This is a genomic window from Streptomyces sp. NPDC001594, assembly GCF_042893675.1.
Lineage (GTDB): Bacteria > Actinomycetota > Actinomycetes > Streptomycetales > Streptomycetaceae > Streptomyces.
Genome location: NZ_JBIAVB010000013.1, coordinates 138475 through 161942 on the forward strand (window position 1 = coordinate 138475; position 23468 = coordinate 161942).

The following is a 23468-nucleotide window of genomic DNA, read 5'->3' on the forward strand; positions in this document are numbered from 1 at the left end:
CGGGGGGCGCCGCGCCGCGCGCTCAGGACCGCGCCTCGGCCGGCCATTCCGTCAGGTCGAAGTCCCGGGCCAGTTCGCCCAGCGGCACGACGTGGAAGAGTCCGAGGGGCTCCTGGCACAGTGCCGTGTAGCCCCCCAGAGTGGTGTTGCCGACGCTCACGATGCGCAGTTCGGGCGGGTCGGTCGGGCTGTACCCGCGTCCGGTCCAGATCTGTCCGGCCCGGGCGACGCGGTAGACGTAGCCGTCCGCGTACGCCTGACGGGCTATGGAGAGGGCGGTGGCATCGGGCAGGAGGTCCTGTTCCCGCAGGTCCGCCCGGTACTGGTCGATCAGTTCGGCGGCGCCCTGCGCCCCCACGACGCGGTCGATTCGGAACGTCATCAGGTCTCCCTAGGGGTCGGCGGGCCGGGAGGCGGGCCGGGAAGGACGTACCGGTCTTCCTCCTGGACGGAAAGTGCGTCCACCTTCGCTCCCGCTGCGAAGACCTGCCACGGCCCCCGACGCACGCCTTCGCCCCGTGAACGCTGCACCATGGCCTGCCCGTTCGCGCCTGCCGCAGCGGAGCGCGTCAGCGTTCGGAGCCGAAGAAGAAGCGCCGGATCGACTCGGCCGCGGTCGGCGGCCGCCGCCGTCGGCTGCCGTGCCGGCCCGGAGGCGTGGCGCGGCGCCGCTCCGCCCGCGTCCCGCCGGCCTCCCCGGCCCGTTCGTTCCCTCGGCCGGGCGCCCGTCTCCGGTCCCGGGCGGCGGCGTACTCCTTCTTGAGGTCCGCCGCGAGGTCACGCACCGAGCGGCGCAGCTCCTTCTTGCCCTCGTCGATCCGGTGCATGAGGACGGCCGGGGACTGTGCGGGCACCTTGGCCCCGCCGGCCGTCCACTCCGGCGGCCAGCCGGGCCCCAGCATCCCCAGGCCCACACGCACCGCCTCGAGTTCGCCGATCAGTCCGGAGACGGCGTTCTTGTAGGTCTCCTCGTAGGACGCGCGCCGGTCGTAGATCCGCGCGACATCGGCGGCGCGGTCGCGGAAGTCCCCGTAGCCGTCCGCGAGCCGCCCGCTGGCCCGCCACCGGTCCACCGCGGCCAGCGGGTGCCCGAGTGCCTCCGAGGTCCAGTCGCCCTCCCCGATGGCCTGGACGAACACCCGCAGGCCGTCGAGGTCGGGCAGGGTGAGGGGGGCCAGGGGCCTGGACCGTTTGGGGACGGCGGCCCGCGCCCTGGAGAGCCTGGCGTTGCCGGGGGACTTGAGGTCGGGCATGTTCGGGTCACGGACCCGGCCCTCCCAGCCGACGAACGTGAACAGCTCCTGCCGTTCGGCCTCCAGCATCTGCCAGCCCAGCCGCATCATGGTCGCGTAGGCCATGGGGCTCTCCTGCGGGAGCTCGTCGGCCCCTCCCGGCCAGGTCGGCCAGCGGTCCTGGAGGCACAGCAGCCGCTCGGCGTAGCGCCGCAGCAGTTTCTGGACCTCCTGGAGCACGCTCGCGTACTGGCCGCCGGTGGCGGACTGGTCCTGGAATCCGGTGACGGCATGCGCGAGGTACTGCGCCGCGGTGGACAGGTCGGGGCAGCCCTCTCGTAGGGCGGGCAGGGCGGACAGGCGTTGGGCGTGGTGCAGCGGGTCGGCGAACCACTCGCTCGGGCAGCCGTCCCGTCCCATCGCCCAGGCGAAGTTCAGCATCTGGCTCATGGACTGCCGGACCTCGCCCGCGGGCCGCCCGGCGGGCCGCCCGGCGGCCTGGCGGCTGTCGGTGCCCGCGTCGGCGCGGGCGATCCGGCGGACCGCCCCCCGCAGCTCCTTGCAGCCGAGCCGCAGCATCCGGGCGTACTGGGCGGGGGCGTTGTCCCGGTCCGGTTCCCATGCGGCGGGCCAGTCCTCCATGGCCTCCAGCCGCGCGGCGGTCCGTTCCATCTCCGCGTGCAGTCCCGCGGCGGCCCGGCAGGCCTCGTTGCGCGAAGCGGCGTCGCCGACGCCGTCCAGGGCCCGGTCCAGCGCCTCGGCCCGCTTTCCGAGGCGGCCCAGCGCGCCCGTGGCGGACCAGGTGCGGAGATGGTCCAGGGGGGCGGCGAGGTCTTCGAGCCGTACGTCGCCCCAGCGGACGGCGTCGACCAGGCCCTGCAACGCCTCGTCGAGGGCGGGGGCCGCCGTCTCGTCGGCCGCGGCTCCCCGGGTGTCGGGGGCCTCGGCCGTCCATCCCGGGAGGTCCTCGGCCGGGGGGCGGCCGCCCGTGTGGGCCAGGTACATCCACCGTCCGGCGGCCATGTCGTAGCCACGCCAGTGGCGGGTGCCGTACGGGCCCAGTTGCTGGAAGCGGGGCCGTTCGGCGCTCCACGGATCGCCCTGCCCGGGCCGGCCGGCGCTGCGCAGGTACACCCGGCGGCGGTTGCGGGTGTCGAGGGCGGTCCAGATGTCGCCGTCCCACTGCGTCACCTCGGCGTAGCGCGGCTCCGGGGCCGCCGGAGCGGGGGCCGCTTCTCTCACGCCCGTCCGCTCGCCGGCCGGGGCGGCGGGTTGCCGGCCGGCGGCGATGTACCACTGGGTGCGGGCCGGCCGCAGCAGGGCCTCGATCTGCTCCGGCTCGTCGGTGGAGAAGACGCCCAGTTCGTTGACGACGAAGGCGGGCAGGCTTTCGTAGGTGTCGGAGCGCCGCAGCAGTTCCTCGACGTCCGGTTCGTCGACCCGCCCGGACATGGAGGAGGTGACGGCGTCGGCCAGCTCGGACCAGGTCTTGACGAATCCCGCCAGCTCCACCTGCGAGTCCAGCTCACCCAGGGCGGCCATCATCCGGCGCTGCCGGTCGCTCAGTCTGTCGAGGACCTCGAGGTGGCCTTCCGGGATCCCGCCCTCCACGCACGTACTCCTTCTCGTTCGCCTTCCTCCGGAACCCTAGGGGTGCTCACCGCAGCGGTCAGCCCGCCAACCGGACACGCGACAGGGCAGAGTCGGCTGCCTGCCGGGGCAGGCGGGCGGACTCCGCCGGGCGACGGGGGCGGCCGGGAAGGGCGGGCGGTGATTCCGATCCCGCTCGCGGACCCGCGGGATGGTCCGATCGGAGGGCACCGGTCGGACCTTTCTCGCGGGTCCTCGGTCCCCAAAGTCACGGCAAAGGACTCCTGATGGCCCTGCCATGTCCGGCCCCTGAGCTGGGTCGTTGTGGTGGAGGACCTTCGGCGGCACGGGATCGGGCCGGCCCCCGGCGGCCGACGGGGCGCCGAAGAATGTGGGTCATGGCTGACGTGCCGGAAACCAGTCCGGCCCACAGGAGGTTCCACCATGCGCAAGGCACTCACTCTCTCGGCAGCGGCGGTAGCGGCCGCCGTCACCCTCGGCGCCCCCGCCTCGGCGTTCGCGGCTGACGCTCCGCCCGTACCGGTCAAGCCCGTGTCGCAGCCGGTGCAGCCGCTGACCGCACCGGCCAAGGACGTCACCCCGCCCATGCAGCCGATCGCCTCGCCGACGCCGGCGCCGGTCCTGGGCGTCACGCTGGACCCGTCGACGGCTAAGCCCGGCGACAAGGTGGACGCCGTCATCACGATCAAGGGGCAGCTCTCGGACGCCAAGCTGAGCTCTCCCGTGCTGACCGACACCCAGGTCAAGGACGGCCGGGGGAGCGGGAAGGTCAAGGCCGACGCCAAGCCCGGCCGCTACCCGGTCACGGTGAGCGGAACCGCCGACGGCAAGCAGGTCTCCGCGAACGCCTTCCTCACGGTGGTGCCGGCCGCCGCTCCGGTGAAGCCCGCGACGCCGCCGGCCCCGGTGAAGCCCGCGCCGGGCGACAAGCCCGAGGCTTCGGTGACCCCGCCCGAGAAGCACATCGTCCCGAAGGGCTCCGTCGACACGGGCATGGCACCCGTCGCCGCCTCGTCGGGTACCGCGGACCTCACCGCCGCGGGGATCGCGGCCGCCGGTGCGGCGGCCCTCCTCGGCCTGACGCTGGCGAGCCGCCGCCGCAGCCGCAGCGACTCCTGAGCCCCGGGCCGGGGGGTGCGCCCCGCGTCCGGTCCGCCTCTCCGCCGGCTTCCGGAGCCCGCGCCGTCCGCCCGGGCGCCGTCAGCCGCCGGTCCGCGCCGGACGACCCGGGCCCCAGAGGGACGGCGGCGAGGCGGGTGAGGGCCCGCCGCACGGTCGTTCGACCGTGCGGCGGGCCCTTCGTCGTGCGGCGGACCGGCGCTCCCCTCTCACCGGACCGCGGCCCGCTCGCCGCTCTCCGACGCCTGCGGGGCCGGAGGCAGTTCCCGGACCGCCGTGCCGTCGGGGGCCCCGAAGTCCACGCGGACCCTGGCTCCGCCGCCGGGCGGGGACGCCAGGGAGATGCTGCCGCCCGTGGACTGGGCCAGGCGGCGCACGATGTCCAGGCCCAGGCCGCTGGATCCCGATCCGCTGGCCCCGCGGCGCAGGTGGGCGGGGTCGATGCCGGGGCCGTCGTCCTCGACGGACAGGCGCACGCGCCCGTCCCCGCGCCCCGAGACCCGCACCCTCAGGGCGGTTCCTTCGGGGGTGTGGCTGAACACGTTGCCCAGCAGCGCGTCGACCGCGGCCGCCAGGGCTTCCTCGGGGGCGCAGACGGTGTGGTCGCGGCCGGTGACGGTCAGGCGGCAGGAGCGCAGTTGGTCCTCGGCGAGGGGGGCCCAGAAGGCCACGCGCTCGCGGACGATGGCGGCCAGGTCGGAGCGGACCCCGTCGTGGTCGAGGGCGGGGCGGCGTGTGCGTTCGATGACGTAGCTGACCTCCCGCTGGAGCCGCCGGGCGCTCTCCAGTACCTGCGCCGACTCCTTGGGGTCGGCGAGGTGCTGGGCCTGGAGCATCAGGGCCGCGACGGGCGTGCGCAGCCGGTGGGAGAAGTCCGCGGCGGCCTCCCGTTCGGCCTTGACCCGGTCTTCGATCCTGGTGGCCAGGGTGTTGAACGAGTGGCCCAGCCGGCGCAGTTCCGGCGGTCCGGCGATGGCGACGCGGACGGTGAGGTCGCCCCGGGCCATGGCGGTGGCCGCGCGGACCAGCCGCTCGTGCTGGCGTGCGAGGCTGCGCCCGAACCGGTCGGCGAGGAGGGCGGCGCACAGCGGCAGCAGGACGAGGGCCACCGCGATGGCCGTCCAGACGCGGTGGATGGCGGTCCACTGGGGGCGGGAGTCGATGGGCGCGACGACCAGGAGGCGCTGGCCGTCGTAGCTGGTCACCGGGATGAGCACGGCTTCGCCGCGGGGGCCGGGGCCCAGGCGTTCCCGGGTGGGGGTCAGGTTCGGGCGGTGTTCGGCTTCCCGGACCTGGGGGGACAGCGGGTCGATGGCCCGTCCGACGGTGCGGCCGCCGGGCAGCAGGACGGTCACCCCGTCCCGTCGGGGCACGAACCGCCGGAGCTCGTGCTCCAGTTGCGGTGCGTCGCCGGTCATGTCGGAGATCACGGAGGCCAGTGAGGTGGCCCGGGCCCGTGCCTCGATGCCCGCTTCCTGGAGGTAGGCGTGGCGCGCGTACAGCGCCAGGGGCAGGGCGAAGATGGCGGTGCTGAGCAGGGCCGCGATGGCCACCCGCAGGGCGATGCGCCACCTCATGCGGCGGGCGGGGCGTACAGCTTGACTCCGACGCCGCGCACGGTGTGCAGGTAGCGGGGGGAGACGGCGCTCTCGCCCAGGCGCCGGCGCAGCCACGACAGGTGGACGTCGACGGTCTTGTCGGTGACTCCGAAGGCGTTCTGCCAGACCTCCGCGCGCAGTTCGGCCTTGCTGACCATCCGTCCGGCGCGTTCGGCGAGGTAGGACAGGAGGGCGAACTCCTTGGGGCGCAGCTCCAGTATCCGCTCGTCGAGCGAGGCGGTGTGGGCGTGCAGGTCGATGACCAGGCCTCCGACGCGCAGGGGCGGCCGCAGCGGGTCGGGCTGGGTGCGGCGCAGGACGGCGGCCATCCGGGCCTGGAGGTGTTCGGCGGAGAAGGGTTTGATGACGTAGTCGTCGGCGCCGAGGTTGAGGGCGGCGACGGTCTGCGACTCCTCGTCGCGGGCGGTGGCGATGACGACGGGGGTGTTGAGGGAGGCGCGGAGCATCTTGAGCACCTGCATGCCGTCGAGGTCGGGCAGGCCGAGGTCGAGGACGATGATGTCGACCCCGCCGCGGAGGGCGTGGGTGAGCCCGTCGATCCCCGTGCCCACCCCGATGACGCGGTGGCTGAGCTTCTCCAGGGCGAGGGTGAGGGCCCGGCGGATGAGGTCGTCGTCCTCGACGAGGAGCACGTGGGCCATGGGTTCTGGTCAACCAATCAGGACGGTGCCGACAGAGGTGATCTTGGCGTTGGGGCCGGGGACCGGGTCGCTGCAGGTGATGACGGTGTCGCCGGAGCGGGCTGCCGGCTTGCCGCCGATCAGTACCGTGGCGCTGCCGGTGCTCACGGTGCCGCTGTTGTCGGGCGGGCGCATGAACATGCCGCCGGGCGGGGTGGGCGGGAGGTGGGGCGGCAGGTTGAAGGCTTTGGAGCCGACCACCGCGGCGGGTCTGCCGCCGATGAGGACGGTGGCGACACAGCCGGTGGTGAGGGTCCCGGAGAAGGGGAACGGCAGCAGGGTGGGGACGGGGCCGGCGGGGGTGGGGACCAGCACGATGTGCCGGTCGAGGCCGGCGACACGGTCGCCGAGTCTGGCTGCGGGGGGCACGGGGCCTCCTGGCGTCGGAGCGGACGGCGGACGGGGGGTGGCTGACGGCGGGGCGGCGGTCAGGGGGTGAGGGTGTAGGTGCGGCCGGAGAAGGCGACGGCCGGGGTGCACTGCTTGGATCCGGAGTTGGTGCAGTTCACCGCGAGTTCGAGCTTCTGGCCCCCGGTGAAGGTGAGGGGCTCGGTCCAGTGCCATTCCTTCTTGGGGTCCTTCAGGTCGAAGGAGTGCAGCACCTTGCCGTCGCGGCGTAGCTCGACGGTGCCGCTGTCGCCCGCGAGGTTCTCGATGTTCAGGTCGCCGACGGTGAGCATCCTGTCCTTCTCCACCGTCTTCGACTCCCCGGGGGTGAACGCCCCGGGCTTGCCGGGCTTGGCTGCTGCCTTGAGCCGGAAGTTGGTGCCGGCCGCTGCGGCGAGGGCCGGGAGGTCGGCGTCCGTGGCGTAGTCGCGGCCGGAGAGCTCCACCGCCGGGGTGCAGTTCTTGCCCGCGCCGTTGGTGCAGTTCACCGCGAGCACGATCTTCTGCCCCTCGGTGAAGGTGAGCGGCTGGGTCCAGTGCCACTCCTTCTTGGCGTCCCTGAGGCTGAACGCGTACAGCACTTCGTTGTCGCGGCGCAGCTCGATGGTCCCGTTGTCGTCCTTGGGGTTGTCGATCTTCAGGTCGCTGAAGGTGAGGAGGTTGCCCTTGGGCACGGGGTCGCTGTCCTTGGCGGTGAAGTGCCCCGGTCCGCCGGGCTTGGAGTTGGCCTCCAGGCGCAGTTGCCGGCTGGCGCCGTCGGCGAGTGCCAGCGGGGCGTCGGGCTCCGTCCCGCCGGGCTGGTTCCCGGGGGCGCCGCCTCCTCCCGAGGGGCCGCCGGACGGGCCGCCCCCGCCGCCCTTGGCGGGGTCCTGGCCCTTCTGGCCTCCGGCGCCGCCCTTCCCGGCGTCTCCGTCGCCCTTGCCGCCCTTGCCCTTGTCCTTGTCCTCGGGGTCGGGGCTGCCCGATCCGGAGGGGGAGGCGGCGGGCGGGTCGGCCTCCTTCTCGGAGCCCGTCGCGGTGAACTTGCCGAGCCAGGAGTCGGTGTCGGCCTTGAAGAAGGTCGGCAGGAGGAGGAAGGCGACGATCGCGGCTCCCACGGCGAGCAGCAGGGCCTTGGGCATCCACGGTGCGAGCATGGCGGGCTGGACGAGGGAACCGGCGGCCTCGCTCTTCTCCCCGCCGCCCTTGGCCTGGATCCGGTAGACGTGGGTGCGGTTCTCGCCGCGCAGGAACCGGTCGCGCGGCACGAGCCGGTAGGACACCACCCGGGTGGTGCCGCCGGCCACGGTGACCGGCGGGGGGAAGCGGAAGCGGAGCTTTCCGTCGTCGTCGGCGCCCGTGAGCCGGACGGTGACGGGGGAGTTGCCCAGGTTGTCCACGGCCACCCGGCCCCGGGCCGAGCGGCTGCCGCGCAGCGTCCGGTGGAGCAGTTCCAGTTCGACTTCCTGGTAGCCGGCGACCTCCACGAAACCCTCGACGATGGCCGAGCGGTCGGTGTCCTCCTGGGACATCACCCGCAGGGCGTATCCCGTCCGGCCCTGCTTGACCTCGGCCTTGCGCGGCGGGGAGAACTCGATCTCCACGGTCTCCACCTCGCCGGGGAAGATCCGCACCTCGGGGGTGGACACCTTCGCCCAGTCCTTGGCGTCGCCGAGGACGTCGAGGTGGAAGCTGTCCACCACCGTGCCGTCGTTGAACAGTTTGACGGAGCAGGTGGCGCTCCCGCCCGGCTCGACTTCGGTCACTTCCTCGCCGAGGGTGGCGACGACTCCCATGGGTTGTTCTCCTTCAGGTTTCTCGCACGCGGATGTCCGCACGCCGGAGCGGCTGCCGTGGTTGCCCGCGGTGGGGCTAGATGAAGCCCTCGCGGATCGCGTACGCGACGGCGTGGGACCGGTTGCGCAGGTGGAAGCGGCTGGTGACGTCATGGAGGGTGTTCTTGACCGTCCGCTCGGAGTACGCCAGCTGCTGGGCGATCTCCTGCGTTCCGTAGCCGGTGGCGACCAGCCTCAGCACCTCGGTCTCCCGGCTGGTCAGACCGGAGAGCCCGATGCCGCGCGGGGCCAGCACGTGGTGCTGGAGGTTCGCCACCTGCTTGAGCAGCCGACCCAGCAGGTCGGGCGGGACCACGCCGGCGCCGCGGCACACGGAGGTGACGACCTGCACCAGGCGGTCCGGGGTGGCCTCGGAGCGGCGCAGCAGGCCGGCGACCCCGGCCTCGGCCGCGGCGATCACCCCTTCCTCGTCGAGGTTGCCGGCGACGATGACGACCCGTTCGACCCGGGACGCGCGCATGGCGCGCAGCAGCTGGAGCGCCTGGGAGTCGACGCGTTCCACGGCGAGGAGGCCCACCGTGCCGGGGTCGACGAGGCGTTCCTCCACCACCCTCAGCTCGGTCCGGTTGCGGATGGAGGCGACGAGTCCCGTCTCGGACAGCGGGTCCGACGCCTTGATGTGTACGCGTATGGGCTCGGCCATGAAGGCTCCTCACGAACAGTCCGTTTGGGCATGTCCCCCCTGGCCTCGCCGGTACGGCACGCGCCGCGGGACGCGTCCCGGGGGAGGCAGGTCCCGGTGCGCGAGGCGTACGTGTCGGTGGCAGCCGTGCGCCGGGTGCTTCCCGAAGAGGCACCTCCAGTCTCGGGGCCGTTGCCCTAACGGTGGGTTAGCGGAACGGCATCGGTGCCTCAAAATCCCGCTGACGTGCTCGTTCGTGGTGTTGAGTGGACCGTGGGCACCCCGGGGACGGCCACTTGGGGGTCCCCGGTTCCCCCTTCTGTTCGTCCGATCGACGATGCCCGCGTGGCGGATCGGCCCCACAGACTGGCCCCCTGACCACCGGCCGGCCGCCGGGGCTCCTCGGACGCCTCGCCGGCGGCCGGACGCGGGCGTGCCCGAGCAAGAACGCCGTCCTCCGCGCGTCTGCGGAGGGGCTGCGCAGTCCGCGGTCCGACGGCGTCCACCCCAGACCGGAGCTGACGTGTCCACACCTTTCCGTTCTCGCCGCCGGGCCGCCCGGGCCACCGCCCCTCCCGACGGCCGCATACCCGTCCTCGGCCGTCTGAGCGTTCCCACCAGGATGCTGGCCGTCCTGCTGATCCCCCTGATCGCCGCCGTGGTGCTCGCGGGCCTGCGCGTAGACGACGCCCTCGGCCAGCGGGACCGCTTCGACCGGCTGCACCGGATCGCACAGCTCAGCCAGTCGGGCACCGCGCTGATCAACGACCTCCAGCGGGAACGCGACCTGCTGGTCGATCCGCAGGCCCGGGACGCCGCGGGCTCCGGCGCCCTGCAGGGCCAGCAGGAGCGTACGTCCGCGGACGCGCGGGCCTTCGTCGCCGCCGCCCGCGAGATCCCGGCGAGCAGCCGCCTCGACCAGCACATCCAGGCGATCGAGGCCGCCGTCGGCTCGCTCCCCACCCTGCGCCAGCAGGCGGACAAGCAGAGTCCCGCCCAGCTCAGCTCGGCCTACCTGCGTGTCCTGATGCCGATCATCGGCGTCAACAACGAGCTCTCCGGCGGCCTCGACCAGTCGTACTCGCCGGGCTGGTCGACGTACACGCTCGCCCTGGACACGGCCATGACCTGGAGCGAGCGGGCCCTGATCTCCAACGCCGCCAGGAGCGGCACCCTCTCCAACGAACAGCGGGCGGCCCTGCTGTCCTCGGCCCGCCTCCAGGAGATCGCGGCGCAGGAGTTCCGGGTCAACGCGATGACGGCCGACGCCGCCGCCTACAACAAGCTGGTCGAGAGCCCGGACGTGGCCGCCGCCAACGAGGCCGTGAAGGCCGCCGGTTCGGTCCCCACCGACAAGCTGGCCGCCAACGCCCTGCCGGCCAACTGGTACGAGGCGTTCAGCAAGAAGATCGACGACCTCCGGCAGCTCCAGGGGACGGTGGGCGAACGCCTGGTCCAGGACTTCGCCCAGGACCGCGACGACGCCCAGGCCCAGGCTTACAGCGACCTCGCGGTGGCGGCGGTCATCCTGGCGGTCGCGCTGCTGCTCGCGTTCTCCGTCTCCCGCTCCATCCTGCGCGGGCTGCGCGCGCTCGAGACCTCCGCGGTGGACGTGGCGGAGAGCCGGCTGCCCGCCGCGATGAAGGCCCTGACCTCCGGCAAGGGCGGCGGCGCCGAGCTCCAGGTGGCGACGGTCGCCGGAAGCGGCCGCGACGAGTTCGCCGCCGTGGGCCGCGCCGTGGACCAGCTGCACCGGGAGGCCGTGCGCCTGGCGGCCGGCCAGGCCCGGCTCCGCGAGAACGTCGGCGCCATCTTCCGCAACCTCGCGCACCGCAACCAGGCCCTGGTCCAGCGCCAGCTGCGCCTGATCACCGACCTGGAACGGGACGAGCCCGATCCCCAGCAGCTGGCACGGCTCTTCCAGCTCGACCACCTCGCGACCCGGATGCGCCGCAACAGCGAGAACCTGCTGGTGCTGGCCGGAGCCGAACTCGGCTCCCGGACGGTCGGCCCGATGCTGTTGCACGACGCCGTGCGCTCGGCCATCTCCGAAGTGGAGCAGTACGAGCGGATCGTCGTCCACGCCCTGCCCGAGGCGGCGCTGCGCGGCGAGGCCGTCCGGGACGTCGTCCACCTCCTCGCGGAACTCCTGGAGAACGCGGTGTCCTTCTCCAGCCCGCACACCGACGTGACGGTGGACAGCCAGCGGCTGCCGGACCGGCGGCACGTCCTGGAGATCTGCGACCGCGGCATCGGGATGAGCCCGGAGCAGCTGGCGGAGGCCAACCGCGTCCTGACGGAGGGTCCGGAGCTGGACGTCGGCATCTCCGAGCAGCTCGGCCTGTACGTGGTCGGCACCCTGGCCCGGCGCCACGGCATCGCCGTCACCCTGCGTCCGGGCTCGCCCGGCACGTCCACGCTGGTGATCCTGCCGCCGGAGCTCGTGCAGAGCGGGGCGGGGTTCGTTCCCGGCGCGCGGAGCGGCGCCCCCGCGGACCCGTCACCCGTCGCGGCGCCTGAACCCGCCTCCTCGGGACCGCACGTTCGGCCCGTCCTCGAACCGACCCCGCCGCCCGCCGCGGCTCCCAGCGACCCGCCGACGGTGCAGCTGCCGACGACCCCGGTCCCGCCCGCCCCGGCTCGCGGCCGGACGGAGCAGCCGCGGCGCGGCGGGCCGGGCGTGGGCACGGACGTCCCGTACCGGGAGCCCGCCTCCGCGGACGCGCAGCCCTCGCAGGGCCCCCTGCCCCGGCGGGTACCGCAGGCGCACCTCGTGCCCGGCGGGGTCGACACCGCACCGGGCGGTGCCGGCGCCCCGCGCGACCCGGAGCGGGTGCGCTCGCGGCTGAGCGGTTTCCAGAGCAGTTCGGAGCAGAGGGGCGACGGGGGGCCGCGAGGTGACTGACCCCACCGGAGCCGGCAACGGTGAGCTGGACTGGCTCATCACCCGGTTCGCCGAGGAGAACCCGTACGTCGAGCAGGCCGCCGTCGTGTCCAGTGACGGGGTCCTGCTGGCGCACAGCGCCCGCGGCAGCGACGCCCACGGCGTGAACCTGGCCGCGGTGACCTGCGGCATCGCCGCCCTGGCCCTCAGCTGCGCGGAGATCACCCAGGGCGGCGGGGTCCGCCGCACTCTCGTGGACCTGGACCGCGGCTGCCTGCTGCTGTGCTCCCTCAGCGAAGGCGCCCTGCTCGCCGTGCACGCGGCCGACGGCTGCGACCTGGCCGTGCTGGGGTACCAGAGCGCACGCCTGGCCCGCCGGGCCGGGAGCGTCCTCACCCCGGCCCCCCGCACCGGCACGTACGCTCCCCGGCGCCTTCCCGAGCTGCCCCGGGGTGCGCTGTGACGGCCACGGCGGGGGGCGCGTACGCCGAGCCGTCCGCGCCCGGGACGATGCCCGAGGAGTTCCCGATCGGGCCCCGCCCGTACGCGGTGACCCGCGGCCGGACCCAGCCGTCGCTGTACCTGGCGCTCGAACTGCTGGTCGTCGCCGTCATCCCGGTGCACGGCCCGCAGGGGGGCTACCCGGCGCAGCAGCCGGCGGACCACCTCCCGCCGGAACACCGGCTGGTCCACCGGTTGTGCGCGACCCCCCTGTCGGTGGCGGAGGTCGCCGCCCATGCGGAGCTCCCTCTCGGCGTGGCGCGGATCCTGATCGCCGATCTGATCGAGGGCGGACTGGTCCACGCGCACGCGCCCCAGCACGGACCGGACGGCCAACCCGACACGCGGCTGTTGGAAAGGGTGCTCGGTGGACTGCGCAGCCTCTGAAGGGCCGGTGCCCGGCGACGGCCGTACCGCCTCGGCGAAGATCGTCATCGCCGGGGGGTTCGGCGCGGGCAAGACGACGACGATCGGCTCCGTCAGCGACATCGCCCCCTTGCGCACCGAGGCCAGGATCACGACGGCTTCCGAGGGGACCGACGACACCACGCACGTGCGGGGGAAGTCGACCACGACGGTGGCGATGGACTTCGGCCGCGTGGCCCTCGCCCACGATCTCGTGCTGTACCTGTTCGGCACGCCGGGTCAGGACCGGTTCTGGTTCATGTGGGACGACCTGGCGCACGGGGCGATCGGCGCCGTGATCGTCGTCGACAGCCGGCGGCTGGCGGACAGCTTCGCCCCCGTCGACTACTTCGAGGCACGGGGGCTGCCCTTCGTGGTGGCCCTGAACGCTTTCGACGGCGCCAGTCCGCACACCCCCGAGCAGGTCCGCGACGCCCTCGGCCTGGACCCGGCGGTGCCGGTCGTGCGGTGCGACGCGCGACAGCGCACGGACGTGGTGCCGGTGCTGATCAGGGTCGTCGAGCACGCGTTGCTGACGCACTGCCGCAGCACGTCCTGACGGCCGCCGGACAGCGGCCGCTGCCCATCCCGCTGCCCATTCCGCTGCCCGGTCCGGCCTGGTGGCCGGCGGTCGCGGTGGCTGTGATGAAGAGTCCGTTGTTTCCCCCCGATCCCCCGATCCCCTGAGCGAAGGAGTCCGATGCGAGGGCACGGCAGGACCGCTCCGGTCCACGGCATACGGGCGACCGCCCCTCCCGCGGGCCACGGCACCCCCGGACCGGCCGTCCGCCGCGGCTGAGCCCATGGGACGCCACGCCACCCCGCGAGGCCACCGCGCGCGGGCGGACCGGCGACGGCCGCGCCGGCGCCGCGGACTGCGCGTACTGGGCTGGACCACCGCCTTCCTCGTGCTCCTCGGCGGGACCGGTACCGCCCTGGTCGTCCACCGGCTCAGCGGCAACGTGAAGAGCGTCGACATCGACGCCACCCTGGGCGGGAACCGGCCGCAGACCTCCGGCACCGGGGCGATGAACATCCTGCTGCTGGGATCCGACAGCCGTTCGAACGCCGGCGAGTCCGCCAAGGGCGGGGACCCGGGACGCTCGGACACCACGATGGTGCTGCACGTCTACCAGGACCACCGGCGGGCGGCCCTGGTGTCCATCCCCCGCGACACCATGGTCACGCGCCCCGCCTGCACCACCCCCTCCGGCGGGAAGGACCCGGGCGGGCCCCGCGAGATGTTCAACGCGTCCTTCACCGTGGGCGGTCCGGCCTGCACCGTCAGCACGGTGGAGCGGATGTCGGGCCTGCGCATGGACCACTACCTGGAGCTCGACTTCAACGGCTTCAAGAAGGTGGTCGACGCCCTCGGCGGGGTCGACATCACCCTCACCAGGCCACTCAAGGACCGGGCCAGCGGCATCGATCTCAAGGCCGGGAGGCACCACGTCGACGGCGAGCGGTCGCTGGCGCTCGTGCGGACCCGCAGCGCCGTCGGCGACGGTGGCGACCTGGGCCGCATCCAGCTCCAGCAGGCCTTCCTCAAGGCCCTGCTGGCCCAGGTGGGCAGCGCGGGGACGCTCGGCAACCCGGCCAGGCTGCTCGCCGTGGCCGACACCGCGACCAAGGCGATGACGACCGACAGCAAGCTCGCCGGAGCCACGGCCCTCGTGCGCCTCGCCTCGGACCTCAAGGGCCTGGACTCCTCGAAGCTGCAGGCGCTCACCCTCCCCGTCCGCCCCTACCCGCAGGACGTCAACCGGGTCCAGCCGATGGAGGCCGAGAGCCGGCGGCTCTGGGACGCCCTGCGCGCCGACCAGCCGGTGCCGGAGTCGGTGAAGGAGCGGTCGATGGGCGACAAGGGCTCGGCGGGCGGGGTCATCGCCCCGTGAATCCCGCGCTCAGCCGCCCGGCCGCTCGGGGGCGGCCGTCTCCGCCCTGAGCGGGAGGCGCACCTCGACGACCGTGCCGGTGGGGGTGTTGGGGTGGACCGTGAGGGCTCCGCCGACCTCCTGGAGGCGCAGCTGCTGCGCGGCGATGCCGATGTGCCCCTGGGCGACCCGCTCCTTCAGGACGCTCGTGGGCAGCCCGATCCCGTCGTCGGAGACGGACAGGCTCGCCTCGGTCCCGGTGACCGTGAAGCGGACGACCACGTGCCGGGCACGGGCGTACTTGACGGCGTTGGTGAGGAACTCCCGGGCGCAGTTGTAGAGGAGCCGGTCCGCTTCCGAGCCCGCCGGGGAGGCGTCGCAGACCACCTCGACGGTGAACTTGCCCCGCTCCGCCGCCCGCTGCGCCAGGTCCCGGAGCGCCTGCTTGAGGCCGACCTGGTCGAGGACCGAGGGGTGCAGCTCGGTGACGGAGGAGCGCAGCTGGCGGGCGGCGTCCCGCAGGGCCCCGTCCGCCCGGTCCAGGGCCGGGTTCGGGCCTGCGTCGGCCGCCTCGTCCACGTCGAGCCGGGCCGCGAGCACGCTCTGCAGCGGCCCGTCGTGCAGGGCCTCCGCCAGGTCGCGGCGGTCCCGTTCCACGAGGGAGAGGGTGGTGGCGAGCATGGAGGCGCGGCCGTGGGCCAGGGCGGCGATGTGTCTCACCCGTTCCTGCTGGATCCGCGAGAGGAGCACCGCCGCGAGGCTGACCAGGGAGAGCGCGATGGTGTGCCCGATGGTGTGGTGCAGGCTGACCGGATCGCCCAGGTTGCTGAGGTTGGCGTCGAGGCCGTAGAAGGCGGTGGCCAGGGCGCCGGTGACCGCCGTCACCTGGGGACGCAGCTGGAAGGCCGTCATGATGACGACCATCAGCAGCCAGTCCGAGATGAACGGGTTCTTCCAGTCCGGGTCGGCGACGTAGCCGGTGACGCTGAGCAGGACGGCGAGGGTCGGCAGGTCCACCGTCGGCACCGCCCAGGCCACGTGCCGTATGGCTCCCCGGCGCCAGGCGAAGACGAGCATCGCGAAGGTGTACAGGGCGTAGCAGAGCAGGATCAGGTCGGCCAGGCCGGCGTTGCGCGGGGGGAAGAGCACGGTCTCCGCGAAGGCGGCGCACAGCAGGCCGAGGCGGAGCACCGCCTGGCGTTGCAGGGCGCGCTGCTGGAAGGTGCCGAGCAGGTCGGTGACCTCGTCTTGGCCGTTGACGAGGGGGAACTCGTCCAGGCCGGGTCGCAGGCGGGAGCGGAGCGGGCCCCAGGCCCGCCGGAGGGTCGCGCCGGCGCGGGAGGGTCCGGGAGTGCCGGAAAGTCCGCCTCTGCCCTCTTCGGGGGTGTCCGTCCGCTGGTTCACCCGGCCAGTATGGCCGTCCCCGCGCCAGGTCGGGCGACGGCGCCGGCTTCCCGCCCGGGCCCGGGGCGGCGGCCTGCGGCGTCAGCGCCGGGGCCCGATCTGGCGCCCCACCGGAAAGCCCTCCGGACCCTCCTCGCCCGGGCTCCGGCGATGCGGACGGGAGACGAGCCGGACGTCGGACGGCGGGCCCGACACCGGCTCGACCGGCGGCACCAGGCCCGCCGTGAGCACGAGCTCCAGCGCCGGCCGGGCCGGTACGCCCAGGCCGGCGAAGACCCCGGCCAGTTCGGCGGCCGTGCCGGCGGCGGGAGCCGTCTCCAGCTGGAGCGGTCCGCCGGCGGCCAGCTCCGGGCCGGCCGCCCCTTCGGGCAGCACCGGCTCCGCGGCGAGCAGCGCGAGCACCCCGTCGAGCAGTTCCAGGCGCTCGGGGGCCGTCGGGGCCCAGGACCACACCAGCCAGCGGGTGCGGTAGCGGCGCACCGGGGGCCGCCGTCCCACCACGCGGCAGCTGCCGTCGCGCACCTCGACGGCGTCGACGGCCCGGCCCTGGTCGGCGGCGGCGATGTGGAAGAGGTGGATCCCGATGCCCCGGGGGCGGCCGTCCGGTTCGGGCGAGGTGTCGAGGGAGGTCGGGGGCGGCTCCGCCGTCACGGCGCAGCGGCCGCCGAGGGCGGCTTCCACATGGGCGCGCAGGGCGTTCGAAGAGGCGTGCAGCATGCCCGGAGTATGCCGCCGCCCTCCGCCCGGCGCACGGCCGCGGAACGTCCCGTGGGCCGCGCCGGCCGGCGGACGGGCAGGTCGTACGCCCCATGGGCCGATCGGCGACCCGATCAGGCCGTCAAGAGGGCCCTCCAGACCGTCCGATCGGGGCTCCCCCCGGGGGTCCCGGCTTGCGAGAGTCGCAGCACCACAGCGTCCAGCCACTTCGCTCCACCGGAGGTCCCATGCCCAACTACCTCTCTCCTGGCGTGTACGTAGAGGAGGTGTCCTCGGGTTCGAAACCGATCGAAGGCGTCGGGACCGCCGTCTGCGCGTTCGTCGGCTTCACCGAGAAGGGCCCGGTGAACGCTCCGACCCTGGTGACGAACTGGACCCAGTTCGTCAGCCACTTCGGCGAGTTCACCGAGGACAGCTACCTCCCGCACAGCGTGTACGGGTACTTCCTCAACGGTGGCGGCAGCGCCTACGTCGTCCGTGTCGAGGCCCCGCAGGGCGAGGAGAGCGCCGCCTGCGCCGCGAGCGCGGTCCTCGCGGGCCAGGCCCCCGGCCGCCACAAGGCGCTCGCCGTCCGCGCCCTCGCCGCCGGGGCCGAGGGCAACGGGCTCTCCGTCGAGGTCACCGCCGGCGAGGGCGCGGCCTTCAACCTGGTGGTCAAGCGCGGCGGCCAGGTGCTCGAGAGCTTCGAGGGCCTCACCGCCGGCAAGGGCCCGCGGGCCGCCGCCGACGTGGTGCGCCGCGACTCACGCCTGATCGCGGTGGAGCAGCTGGAGGCCGGGGCGCCCGCCCCCGGCACGACCGCCCTCACCGGCGGCGCCGACGCCCGCTGCGCCTCGGCGCCGATGAGCCCGCAGGCCTTCATCGGCTCCACTTCGGACCGTTCGGGCATCGGCGGCCTGGAGGCCGTGGACGAGGTCACCATGCTGGCCGTGCCGGACCTGATGTCCTGCCTGCGCGCCGGGACCCTCGACCGCGACCAGGTCAAGGCCGTGCAGCTGGCGGTGATCGCCCACTGCGAGCTGATGGGCGACCGGGTCGCGGTGCTCGACACCCCGCCCGACCTGAACGCGCAGCAGGTCAAGGAGTGGCGGGTCGACGAGGCCGGCTACGACTCCAAGTACGCCGCCCTGTACTGGCCCTGGGTCAGCGTCCTGGACCCGGCCAGCGGCAAGCCGCAGGTGCTGCCGCCCAGCGGTCATGTCGCCGGTGTGTGGGCCCGCAGCGACAGCACGCGCGGCGTGCACAAGGCGCCCGCCAACGAGGTGGTGCGCGGGGCGCTCTCCCTGGAGCTGGCCCTGACCCCGCGCGAGCACGACCAGCTCAACCCGCTCGGCGTCAACTGCATCCGGGCCTTCCCCGGGCAGGGCATCCGGATCTGGGGCGCGCGCACGCTCAGCAGCGACCCCGAGTGGCGCTACCTCAACGTCCGCCGCCTGTTCAACTACGTGGAGAAGTCCATCCTCTCCGGCACCAGCTGGGTGGTCTTCGAGCCGAACGACCCGAAGCTGTGGGACTCCGTCAAGCGGACGGTCACCATGTTCCTGCGCGGGGTGTGGCGCGAGGGCGCCCTGTTCGGGCGGATCGCGGACGACGCCTTCTACGTCAAGTGCGACGAGGAGAACAACCCGGCCGACGCCCGCGACCGCGGCATCCTCACCGTCGAGATCGGCATCTCGGTGGTCAAGCCGGCCGAGTTCGTCGTGTTCCGCATCTCCCAGTTCTCCGACGGCGCCTCGCTCGACGAGTAGCCGGGGCCCGCGCCCGGCCCCCTCCCCTCCCCCGTCACGCACGAAAGGAGCCCGGCATGACCACAGGCCAGGACGCCCTGACCGCCGCCCGGTTCTCCATCACCATCGACGGCTACGAGATCGCCTCGTTCTCGGAGCTGTCCGGCATCACCACCGAGGTCGAGGCCGTCGACTACCTGTCCTCCAGCGACAAGGAGGTCATCTTCAAGAAGCTGCCGGGCAAGGCGAAGCCCCCGACGGTCGTCCTCAAGCGCGGCAAGAGCAGCGGGCTGGAGCTGTGGGCCTGGCACCAGAGCGTCCTGTCCGGGGAGATCGACATCGCCCGCAAGAGCTGCTCGCTGGTGATGTACAGCTTCGACGGCACGCCGGTGGCCCGCTACTACCTCTTCTCGGCGTGGCCGTCGAAGCTGGAGGTGGGCGCCCTGAAGGCGGGCTCGAGCGAGGTGCTGATGGAGACGGTGACCATCGTCTGCGAGCGCCTCCAGCGGGTGGCACCGTGACGACGGCGGCCGCCCCGCAGGGGCTTTCCACCGAGTACCCGTTCGTCCTGCCGCGCGGCTACGTGGACTCCTCCGGGGTCCTGCACCGTGAGGGCGTCATGCGGCTGGCGACGGCCCGCGACGAGATCGCCCCGCAGGCGGACGCCCGGGTGCGGGCCAACCCGTCGTACCTGACCGTGCTGCTGCTGGAGCGGACCGTCGTCAGCCTCGGCACGCTCCAGGAGGTCGGCGGGTACGTCATCGAGGGCCTGTTCGCCTCCGACCTGGCGTTCCTCCAGGACCTGTACCGGCGCATCAACCAGGACGGCCACACCCGCACCGAGGTGGACTGCCCCGCCTGCGGCCACGATTTCGCGATCGACGTGGCCGGTGATGCGCCGGGGGAATCCTGACGTACGCCACCGACCGGCTCTGGGAGGAGGCGGCGTACGTGGCGTACTACCTGCACTGGCAGCTGGACCCGATCCTCGACCTCGAGCATCCGGTCCGCCAGAGGGTCATCGAGGAGATCGGCCGGATCCACCGCGCTCAGGCGGGTGACTGATCGCCGGCCGGCAGCGACCGGGAGAGAAACACCATGATCTGGCCCCTTCGGCGCAAGCGCCGCGAGCAGCCCCCCGCCGTCCAGGCTCCCGCTCCGGGCCCGGCGGTGGAGGGACGACGGGACGCGTGGCGGCGGGCCGAGCCCCTGCGGACCACCGCCACCGCGCCGCAGGGTGCCCCCACCATCGGCTCCGGCCTGCTGGTGACGGGCGGGACGCGGGCGCCGGCCGGCCCCGCGGCGCGGACCGCGCAGCCGTCCGTACTGCGGCTGGTGGGTACGGTGACCGGTCTGGCCACCGCCCGGCCCCGGCTGCGGGCGGAGGGCCCGTCGACTGCCGCCGAGCCGCCGTTGCGGGAGCCCTCGCAGCTGCCGCCGCCGTTCTCCGCCCGCCGCGCCGGGCGGGTCGCCCCGTCCGGCACGTCCGGCACGTTCGCCCCGTCCGCCCCGTCCGCCCCGTTCGCTCCGGAGCAGGGGTCGCTGACCCGGGCGGACGACCGTTACGTCGGCGCGCCCCGGCCCGCCACGCCCGCCGAGCCGGCCCCGCCGTGGATGCGCGGCGAGGTTCCCGGGATGAGCCCCGAGGAAGTCGCGGCCCTGTTCCCGGGGTTCACGGGCCTGCACGCCCAGCCGAGCACTCCCCCGTCCGCCGGGCCCGCCCCTGCGCGGGAGCCCGCCGAGCGCGGCGCGGCGCCCCGCCCGGCCCCGCCGGCGCGGCCCTCCCTGGCGGAGAGCCGGCGCCGGGCCGCCCCGCCCAAGCCCGAGCCCCTCACCCATCCCGCCCCGGCCGTGCCCACGCCCCCGGCGGGCGACGCTCCCCCGGGCGTCCCGGCCGCGCCCGCGCCCCCGGCTGCCCCGGCCTCCACCGCACAGCCGACGGCCGAAGCCCCTGCACCTGCGCCCGCCCCGACGCCCGCGCCCGCCCCGGCCGCCGCCGCGCCCGCGCCCCCGGCTGCCGACGCACCCCCGGCCACGCCCGCCCCGGCGCCCGCGGCCACGCCCGCCGACCCTCCTCCGCCCGCGCCCTCGCAGACCCCGCCGACGGCCCCGCCCGCTCGCCCGGCTGCCCCGCCCATTCCGGTCCTCCCGCCGGACGAGGAGCCCCCCGGCGCCACGCCCCGTACGGACCCGCCCACCGGGCGCCGCCCGCTGGGCCTGCGCCCGCCGTGGGAGCCCGCCGCCGGACGCGCCACGGACACGCCCCGCCGGGCCCTGCCGCACCCGCACCCGCCCCGCACCGCCCCCTCGGCTCCCGCCCCGGCGGCCCCCTCGGCGACACCGCCCGCCCGTCCTGCGCGCGGTACGGAGGCCACGCCCCCTCAGGGCGCCGCCTCCGGGGGCCCGGCCCCGCCGCCCGGGCCCGCACCCGAGCCCGGTGACACCGCCGTCGTGCCCCGTGACATGGCAGCCGCTTTCGCGCGCCTGTACGGGGTGGACGTGTCGGCCGTACCCGTGCACCGGGGCCGCGCCGCCTCCGAACGCGCCGCGAGGATGTCCGCCCGTGCCTTCACCGAGGGCGGAGCGGTCTTCCTGCCCAAGGAGGCCGGGGACCTCGAGAGCGGTCGCGGCCGCGGGCTCCTCGCGCACGAGCTGACGCACGCCGTCCAGCAGGAGCGGCACGGCGCCGCGCTCCCGGCCGAGGACACGCGGGAGGGCCTCTCCCTGGAGATCGAGGCCCTCGTCGCCGAACGCTTCTTCCGCGGCGAACCGGGCGCCCCCGAGCCCGCCCCGTCCGCCCCGCCGGCCCCCGAGCCGCCCCCGGCCGTCTGCGACCACGAGGACACCCCGGCCCCCAGCCTGCCCCCGATGTCCTGGACCCCGGAGACCGGCATGGTCACCAGCGGTGTCCAGCGCGCGTCGGCGGACGAGATCACCGAGCAGTACCTCCAGCATCTCAACGACCTGCGCAAGGAGCTGGGCAAGGGCGGGCGCGTGTCCTCGGTGTCCGAGCTGACCCATGAGGAGCGCATCGACCTCGAGCTGCGCCTGCGCAAGGCGGGCACGGCAGCGGACGGCTACGAGGACGAGGAGGCCGAGGAACGCCCCCTGGACTGGACCGAGTTCTTCGCCCAGACCGCTTCCCAGATGAGCACCGATCTGCTGCGGCCCTTCTACTCCCCCAGCGTCGAGGAGCAGCGGGCCAACCGGGACGAGTGGCGGACGTGGGCGGAGGAACGGCGGGGATCGCGCCCGGCCGACCGGAGCTTCCTCGCCGAAGAGGAGGACGGGGTCCTGCCGTGGGCGCAGGCGGACGACGGCGATCCCGCGATCGCCCCCGCGGGTCCCGCCACGCCTGACGGTGAAGCCGTCACAGCGGCCTTCGACGACGCCGATCTCGTCCGCCCGCTGTACCGGCACCTGGTCGAGATGCTGGAACACGACGGCCTGCTCCCGGGCGGCAGCGCCGCCAAGATCACGGGCCCGCTCACCTGGACCGCCCCGTCCACCGAGGCCTCCGCGGCCGACGAGGGGCGGGACGGGACCGCGGCCTCGGCGTCGTCGGACGAGGCACCCGCGCCGTTGAGCGCTCCCGGCCCAGGCGGGGAAGAGGCGCCCGGGCCGCGCTTGGAGACCGGACCCGGCCCGGCCATCGTGGGGAGCCCCGCCGGAACCATTGCTCCGGGGGACGCATGGACGTCCGGTTCGAGCGCCGGAGCCCCCGGCAGGGCGCCTGGCGGAGGAAACCCGACCGAGGCGACCGCCCGCGGCACCGGGGACACCCCCGCCGAGAACCCGCCTACCACGAAGGCCCCCACCGCACCCTTCACCTCCGCTACCCCGGAAACCCACACCGAGACCCCGGGCGTCGCGAAGGCCCCCACCCCGACCACCCCCGACACCCGGGAAGCCCCCACGCAGGTCCCCGGCGTCGCGAAGACCCCCGCCCCACACGCCGTGCCCGCTCCAGGGCCCGTTCCGGGCACGGCGCGGGCGGCTTCGGCACCCGCCTACGGAGCGGGCGTCCTCGCCGCGCTGTACCCGGGCCTGGTCGCCCGGCTTCGGCAGGACGGTTTGATCCCGGCGGCCGCCCAGTCCGGGGCGCCGGGCACCACCGCCCAAGGCAACGGGCAACCCGGAATCCCGTCGGCGGCATGGGACGCGGCCGGGGCCAAGGAAATGAAGAAGGCGAAGGCTGACGCGGCGAAGCGGTCGACCACGAAAGCGGTGGAGCCGGAGGAGGAAGAACGCCCGCTGGACTGGGCCGAGTTCTTCGCGCAGAGCGCATCCGAGCTCCAGTCCGACGTCCTCCGGCCCTTCTACTCGTACGACAAGGACGAGGAGAAGGAGAACCGCGGAAAATGGCGCAGGTTCGCCTCGGACCGGATCGGTGGCCGGCACCTCCGCCGCCCTGACCGTTCGTTCCTCGACGACGAGGACGAGGCGGAGGAGGGGACCACCGGCCCCGAGTGGACAGCGACCGCCCCGGTCACCGCGGCACGGCCCGCCGGTGCTCCGGCGCCGGCCGGTGGCGCAGCGCGCCCGCCCGCACCCGTCCCCCCGTCCGCCGCAGCCCTCCCCGCCCCGTTGCCCACGACCGACGCCGCCACCGAACCGGCGCCCCTGGTCACGCCGGTCGCCGAAGCCTCCGCTCCCACCCGGCCCCCCGATCTCGCGGCACTGGTGGAGGCCGCCGACGAAGTCGCCCTGCGGCTGCTGTCCGACAGCCTCTATCCGCTGCTCATCGACGAGATCCGGCGCGACCTCCTGACCGGCTGGCAACGCGGCGGCTTCGCCTGACCCGCGCTCCGACCAGCCTCCGACCCCTGTTTCCCCGTCCCCACCATCCCC

20 protein-coding genes are annotated in these 23468 nt (G+C 74.4%); 11 read left to right on the forward strand and 9 right to left on the reverse strand.

What is annotated here, in order from left to right; all coding sequences use genetic code 11:
- Positions 1-22 precede the first annotated feature (22 nt).
- Positions 23-382, reverse strand: a complete 360-nt coding sequence (locus ACFY0O_RS25270) for a hypothetical protein (RefSeq protein WP_388950306.1) — start codon at positions 380-382, stop codon at positions 23-25.
- Positions 383-569: 187 nt separating this feature from the next.
- Positions 570-2843 carry a hypothetical protein gene (locus ACFY0O_RS25275; RefSeq protein WP_388950309.1) on the reverse strand — a complete coding sequence of 758 codons (2274 nt, stop codon included), beginning with the start codon at positions 2841-2843 and terminating at the stop codon, positions 570-572.
- Between the two features lie 423 nt (positions 2844-3266).
- Between ACFY0O_RS25275 and ACFY0O_RS25280 the strand changes: the two genes are divergently transcribed.
- Complete coding sequence (locus tag ACFY0O_RS25280) at positions 3267-3962, forward strand: hypothetical protein (RefSeq protein ID WP_388950312.1); 696 nt, start codon at positions 3267-3269, stop codon at positions 3960-3962.
- Between the two features lie 209 nt (positions 3963-4171).
- Here the strand turns inward: ACFY0O_RS25280 and ACFY0O_RS25285 are convergent, their stop codons facing one another.
- The 5 genes from ACFY0O_RS25285 to ACFY0O_RS25305 all read right to left on the reverse strand — a co-directional run bounded on the left by ACFY0O_RS25285 (position 4172) and on the right by ACFY0O_RS25305 (position 9126).
- On the reverse strand, positions 4172-5539 hold the full coding sequence (locus ACFY0O_RS25285; RefSeq protein ID WP_388950314.1) for a sensor histidine kinase: 1368 nt from the start codon (positions 5537-5539) through the stop codon (positions 4172-4174).
- A complete protein-coding gene (locus ACFY0O_RS25290; protein ID WP_388950317.1) occupies positions 5536-6222 on the reverse strand; it encodes a response regulator transcription factor in 687 nt (228 codons plus the stop codon). Before ACFY0O_RS25290 ends, ACFY0O_RS25285 begins: the two co-directional genes overlap by 4 nt.
- Positions 6223-6231: 9 nt before the next feature.
- Positions 6232-6630 (reverse strand): PAAR domain-containing protein, encoded by a 399-nt coding sequence (locus ACFY0O_RS25295; protein WP_388950320.1) that lies wholly within the window; start codon positions 6628-6630, stop codon positions 6232-6234.
- Positions 6631-6689: 59 nt separating this feature from the next.
- Positions 6690-8423 carry a hypothetical protein gene (locus tag ACFY0O_RS25300; RefSeq protein WP_388950322.1) on the reverse strand — a complete coding sequence of 578 codons (1734 nt, stop codon included), beginning with the start codon at positions 8421-8423 and terminating at the stop codon, positions 6690-6692.
- Between the two features lie 76 nt (positions 8424-8499).
- Complete coding sequence (locus tag ACFY0O_RS25305) at positions 8500-9126, reverse strand: response regulator transcription factor (protein WP_388950324.1); 627 nt, start codon at positions 9124-9126, stop codon at positions 8500-8502.
- A gap of 502 nt (positions 9127-9628) precedes the next feature.
- On the opposite strand from ACFY0O_RS25305, the gene ACFY0O_RS25310 reads away from it, so the two are divergent.
- From ACFY0O_RS25310 to ACFY0O_RS25330, 5 genes are all read left to right on the forward strand, one after another.
- Positions 9629-12010 carry a nitrate- and nitrite sensing domain-containing protein gene (locus ACFY0O_RS25310; RefSeq protein WP_388950327.1) on the forward strand — a complete coding sequence of 794 codons (2382 nt, stop codon included), beginning with the start codon at positions 9629-9631 and terminating at the stop codon, positions 12008-12010.
- Positions 12003-12452 (forward strand): roadblock/LC7 domain-containing protein, encoded by a 450-nt coding sequence (locus ACFY0O_RS25315; protein ID WP_388950330.1) that lies wholly within the window; start codon positions 12003-12005, stop codon positions 12450-12452. The genes ACFY0O_RS25310 and ACFY0O_RS25315 overlap by 8 nt, the downstream gene beginning before the upstream one ends.
- A complete protein-coding gene (locus tag ACFY0O_RS25320; protein ID WP_388950332.1) occupies positions 12449-12877 on the forward strand; it encodes a DUF742 domain-containing protein in 429 nt (142 codons plus the stop codon). Before ACFY0O_RS25315 ends, ACFY0O_RS25320 begins: the two co-directional genes overlap by 4 nt.
- Positions 12858-13454 carry an ATP/GTP-binding protein gene (locus ACFY0O_RS25325; RefSeq protein WP_388950334.1) on the forward strand — a complete coding sequence of 199 codons (597 nt, stop codon included), beginning with the start codon at positions 12858-12860 and terminating at the stop codon, positions 13452-13454. Before ACFY0O_RS25320 ends, ACFY0O_RS25325 begins: the two co-directional genes overlap by 20 nt.
- 244 nt (positions 13455-13698) lie before the next feature.
- Complete coding sequence (locus ACFY0O_RS25330) at positions 13699-14790, forward strand: LCP family protein (protein WP_388950338.1); 1092 nt, start codon at positions 13699-13701, stop codon at positions 14788-14790.
- 9 nt (positions 14791-14799) lie between these two features.
- On the opposite strand, the gene ACFY0O_RS25335 is transcribed toward ACFY0O_RS25330, so the two are convergent.
- Complete coding sequence (locus ACFY0O_RS25335) at positions 14800-16173, reverse strand: sensor histidine kinase (protein ID WP_388950340.1); 1374 nt, start codon at positions 16171-16173, stop codon at positions 14800-14802.
- Positions 16174-16254: 81 nt separating this feature from the next.
- A complete protein-coding gene (locus ACFY0O_RS25340) occupies positions 16255-16890 on the reverse strand; it encodes a Pvc16 family protein (protein WP_388950342.1) in 636 nt (211 codons plus the stop codon).
- Between the two features lie 227 nt (positions 16891-17117).
- Here ACFY0O_RS25340 and ACFY0O_RS25345 point away from each other — a divergent pair, with 227 nt between their 5' ends.
- From ACFY0O_RS25345 to ACFY0O_RS25365, 5 genes are read left to right on the forward strand one after another with little or no spacing between them, the layout of a single operon-like run.
- Entirely contained in the window at positions 17118-18638 is a 1521-nt protein-coding gene (locus tag ACFY0O_RS25345; protein ID WP_388950344.1) for a phage tail sheath family protein, read from the forward strand.
- A 56-nt stretch (positions 18639-18694) separates the two neighbouring features.
- On the forward strand, positions 18695-19138 hold the full coding sequence (locus ACFY0O_RS25350; protein WP_388950347.1) for a phage tail protein: 444 nt from the start codon (positions 18695-18697) through the stop codon (positions 19136-19138).
- Entirely contained in the window at positions 19135-19530 is a 396-nt protein-coding gene (locus ACFY0O_RS25355) for a hypothetical protein (RefSeq protein ID WP_388950350.1), read from the forward strand. The genes ACFY0O_RS25350 and ACFY0O_RS25355 overlap by 4 nt, the downstream gene beginning before the upstream one ends.
- The gene (locus tag ACFY0O_RS25360) at positions 19527-19682 is read left to right on the forward strand and encodes a DUF6760 family protein (protein ID WP_388950633.1); all 156 of its coding nucleotides are present in this window, start codon (positions 19527-19529) and stop codon (positions 19680-19682) included. The genes ACFY0O_RS25355 and ACFY0O_RS25360 overlap by 4 nt, the downstream gene beginning before the upstream one ends.
- A 33-nt stretch (positions 19683-19715) precedes the next feature.
- Positions 19716-23417: a DUF4157 domain-containing protein gene (locus ACFY0O_RS25365; protein ID WP_388950352.1), complete on the forward strand. Its 3702-nt coding sequence runs from the start codon at positions 19716-19718 to the stop codon at positions 23415-23417.
- Positions 23418-23468 lie beyond the last annotated feature (51 nt).

Bases quoted from the DNA above. Each gene is read 5' to 3' on its own strand.
- ACFY0O_RS25270 (WP_388950306.1), bottom strand. From the start codon at position 382: ATGACGTTCCGAATCGACCGCGTCGTGGGGGCGCAGGGCGCCGCCGAA.
- ACFY0O_RS25280 (WP_388950312.1), top strand. From the start codon at position 3,267: ATGCGCAAGGCACTCACTCTCTCGGCAGCGGCGGTAGCGGCCGCCGTC.
- ACFY0O_RS25285 (WP_388950314.1), bottom strand. From the start codon at position 5,539: ATGAGGTGGCGCATCGCCCTGCGGGTGGCCATCGCGGCCCTGCTCAGC.
- ACFY0O_RS25290 (WP_388950317.1), bottom strand. From the start codon at position 6,222: ATGGCCCACGTGCTCCTCGTCGAGGACGACGACCTCATCCGCCGGGCC.
- ACFY0O_RS25300 (WP_388950322.1), bottom strand. From the start codon at position 8,423: ATGGGAGTCGTCGCCACCCTCGGCGAGGAAGTGACCGAAGTCGAGCCG.
- ACFY0O_RS25305 (WP_388950324.1), bottom strand. From the start codon at position 9,126: ATGGCCGAGCCCATACGCGTACACATCAAGGCGTCGGACCCGCTGTCC.
- ACFY0O_RS25330 (WP_388950338.1), top strand. From the start codon at position 13,699: ATGGGACGCCACGCCACCCCGCGAGGCCACCGCGCGCGGGCGGACCGG.
- ACFY0O_RS25340 (WP_388950342.1), bottom strand. From the start codon at position 16,890: ATGCTGCACGCCTCTTCGAACGCCCTGCGCGCCCATGTGGAAGCCGCC.
- ACFY0O_RS25345 (WP_388950344.1), top strand. From the start codon at position 17,118: ATGCCCAACTACCTCTCTCCTGGCGTGTACGTAGAGGAGGTGTCCTCG.
- ACFY0O_RS25350 (WP_388950347.1), top strand. From the start codon at position 18,695: ATGACCACAGGCCAGGACGCCCTGACCGCCGCCCGGTTCTCCATCACC.
- ACFY0O_RS25365 (WP_388950352.1), top strand. From the start codon at position 19,716: ATGATCTGGCCCCTTCGGCGCAAGCGCCGCGAGCAGCCCCCCGCCGTC.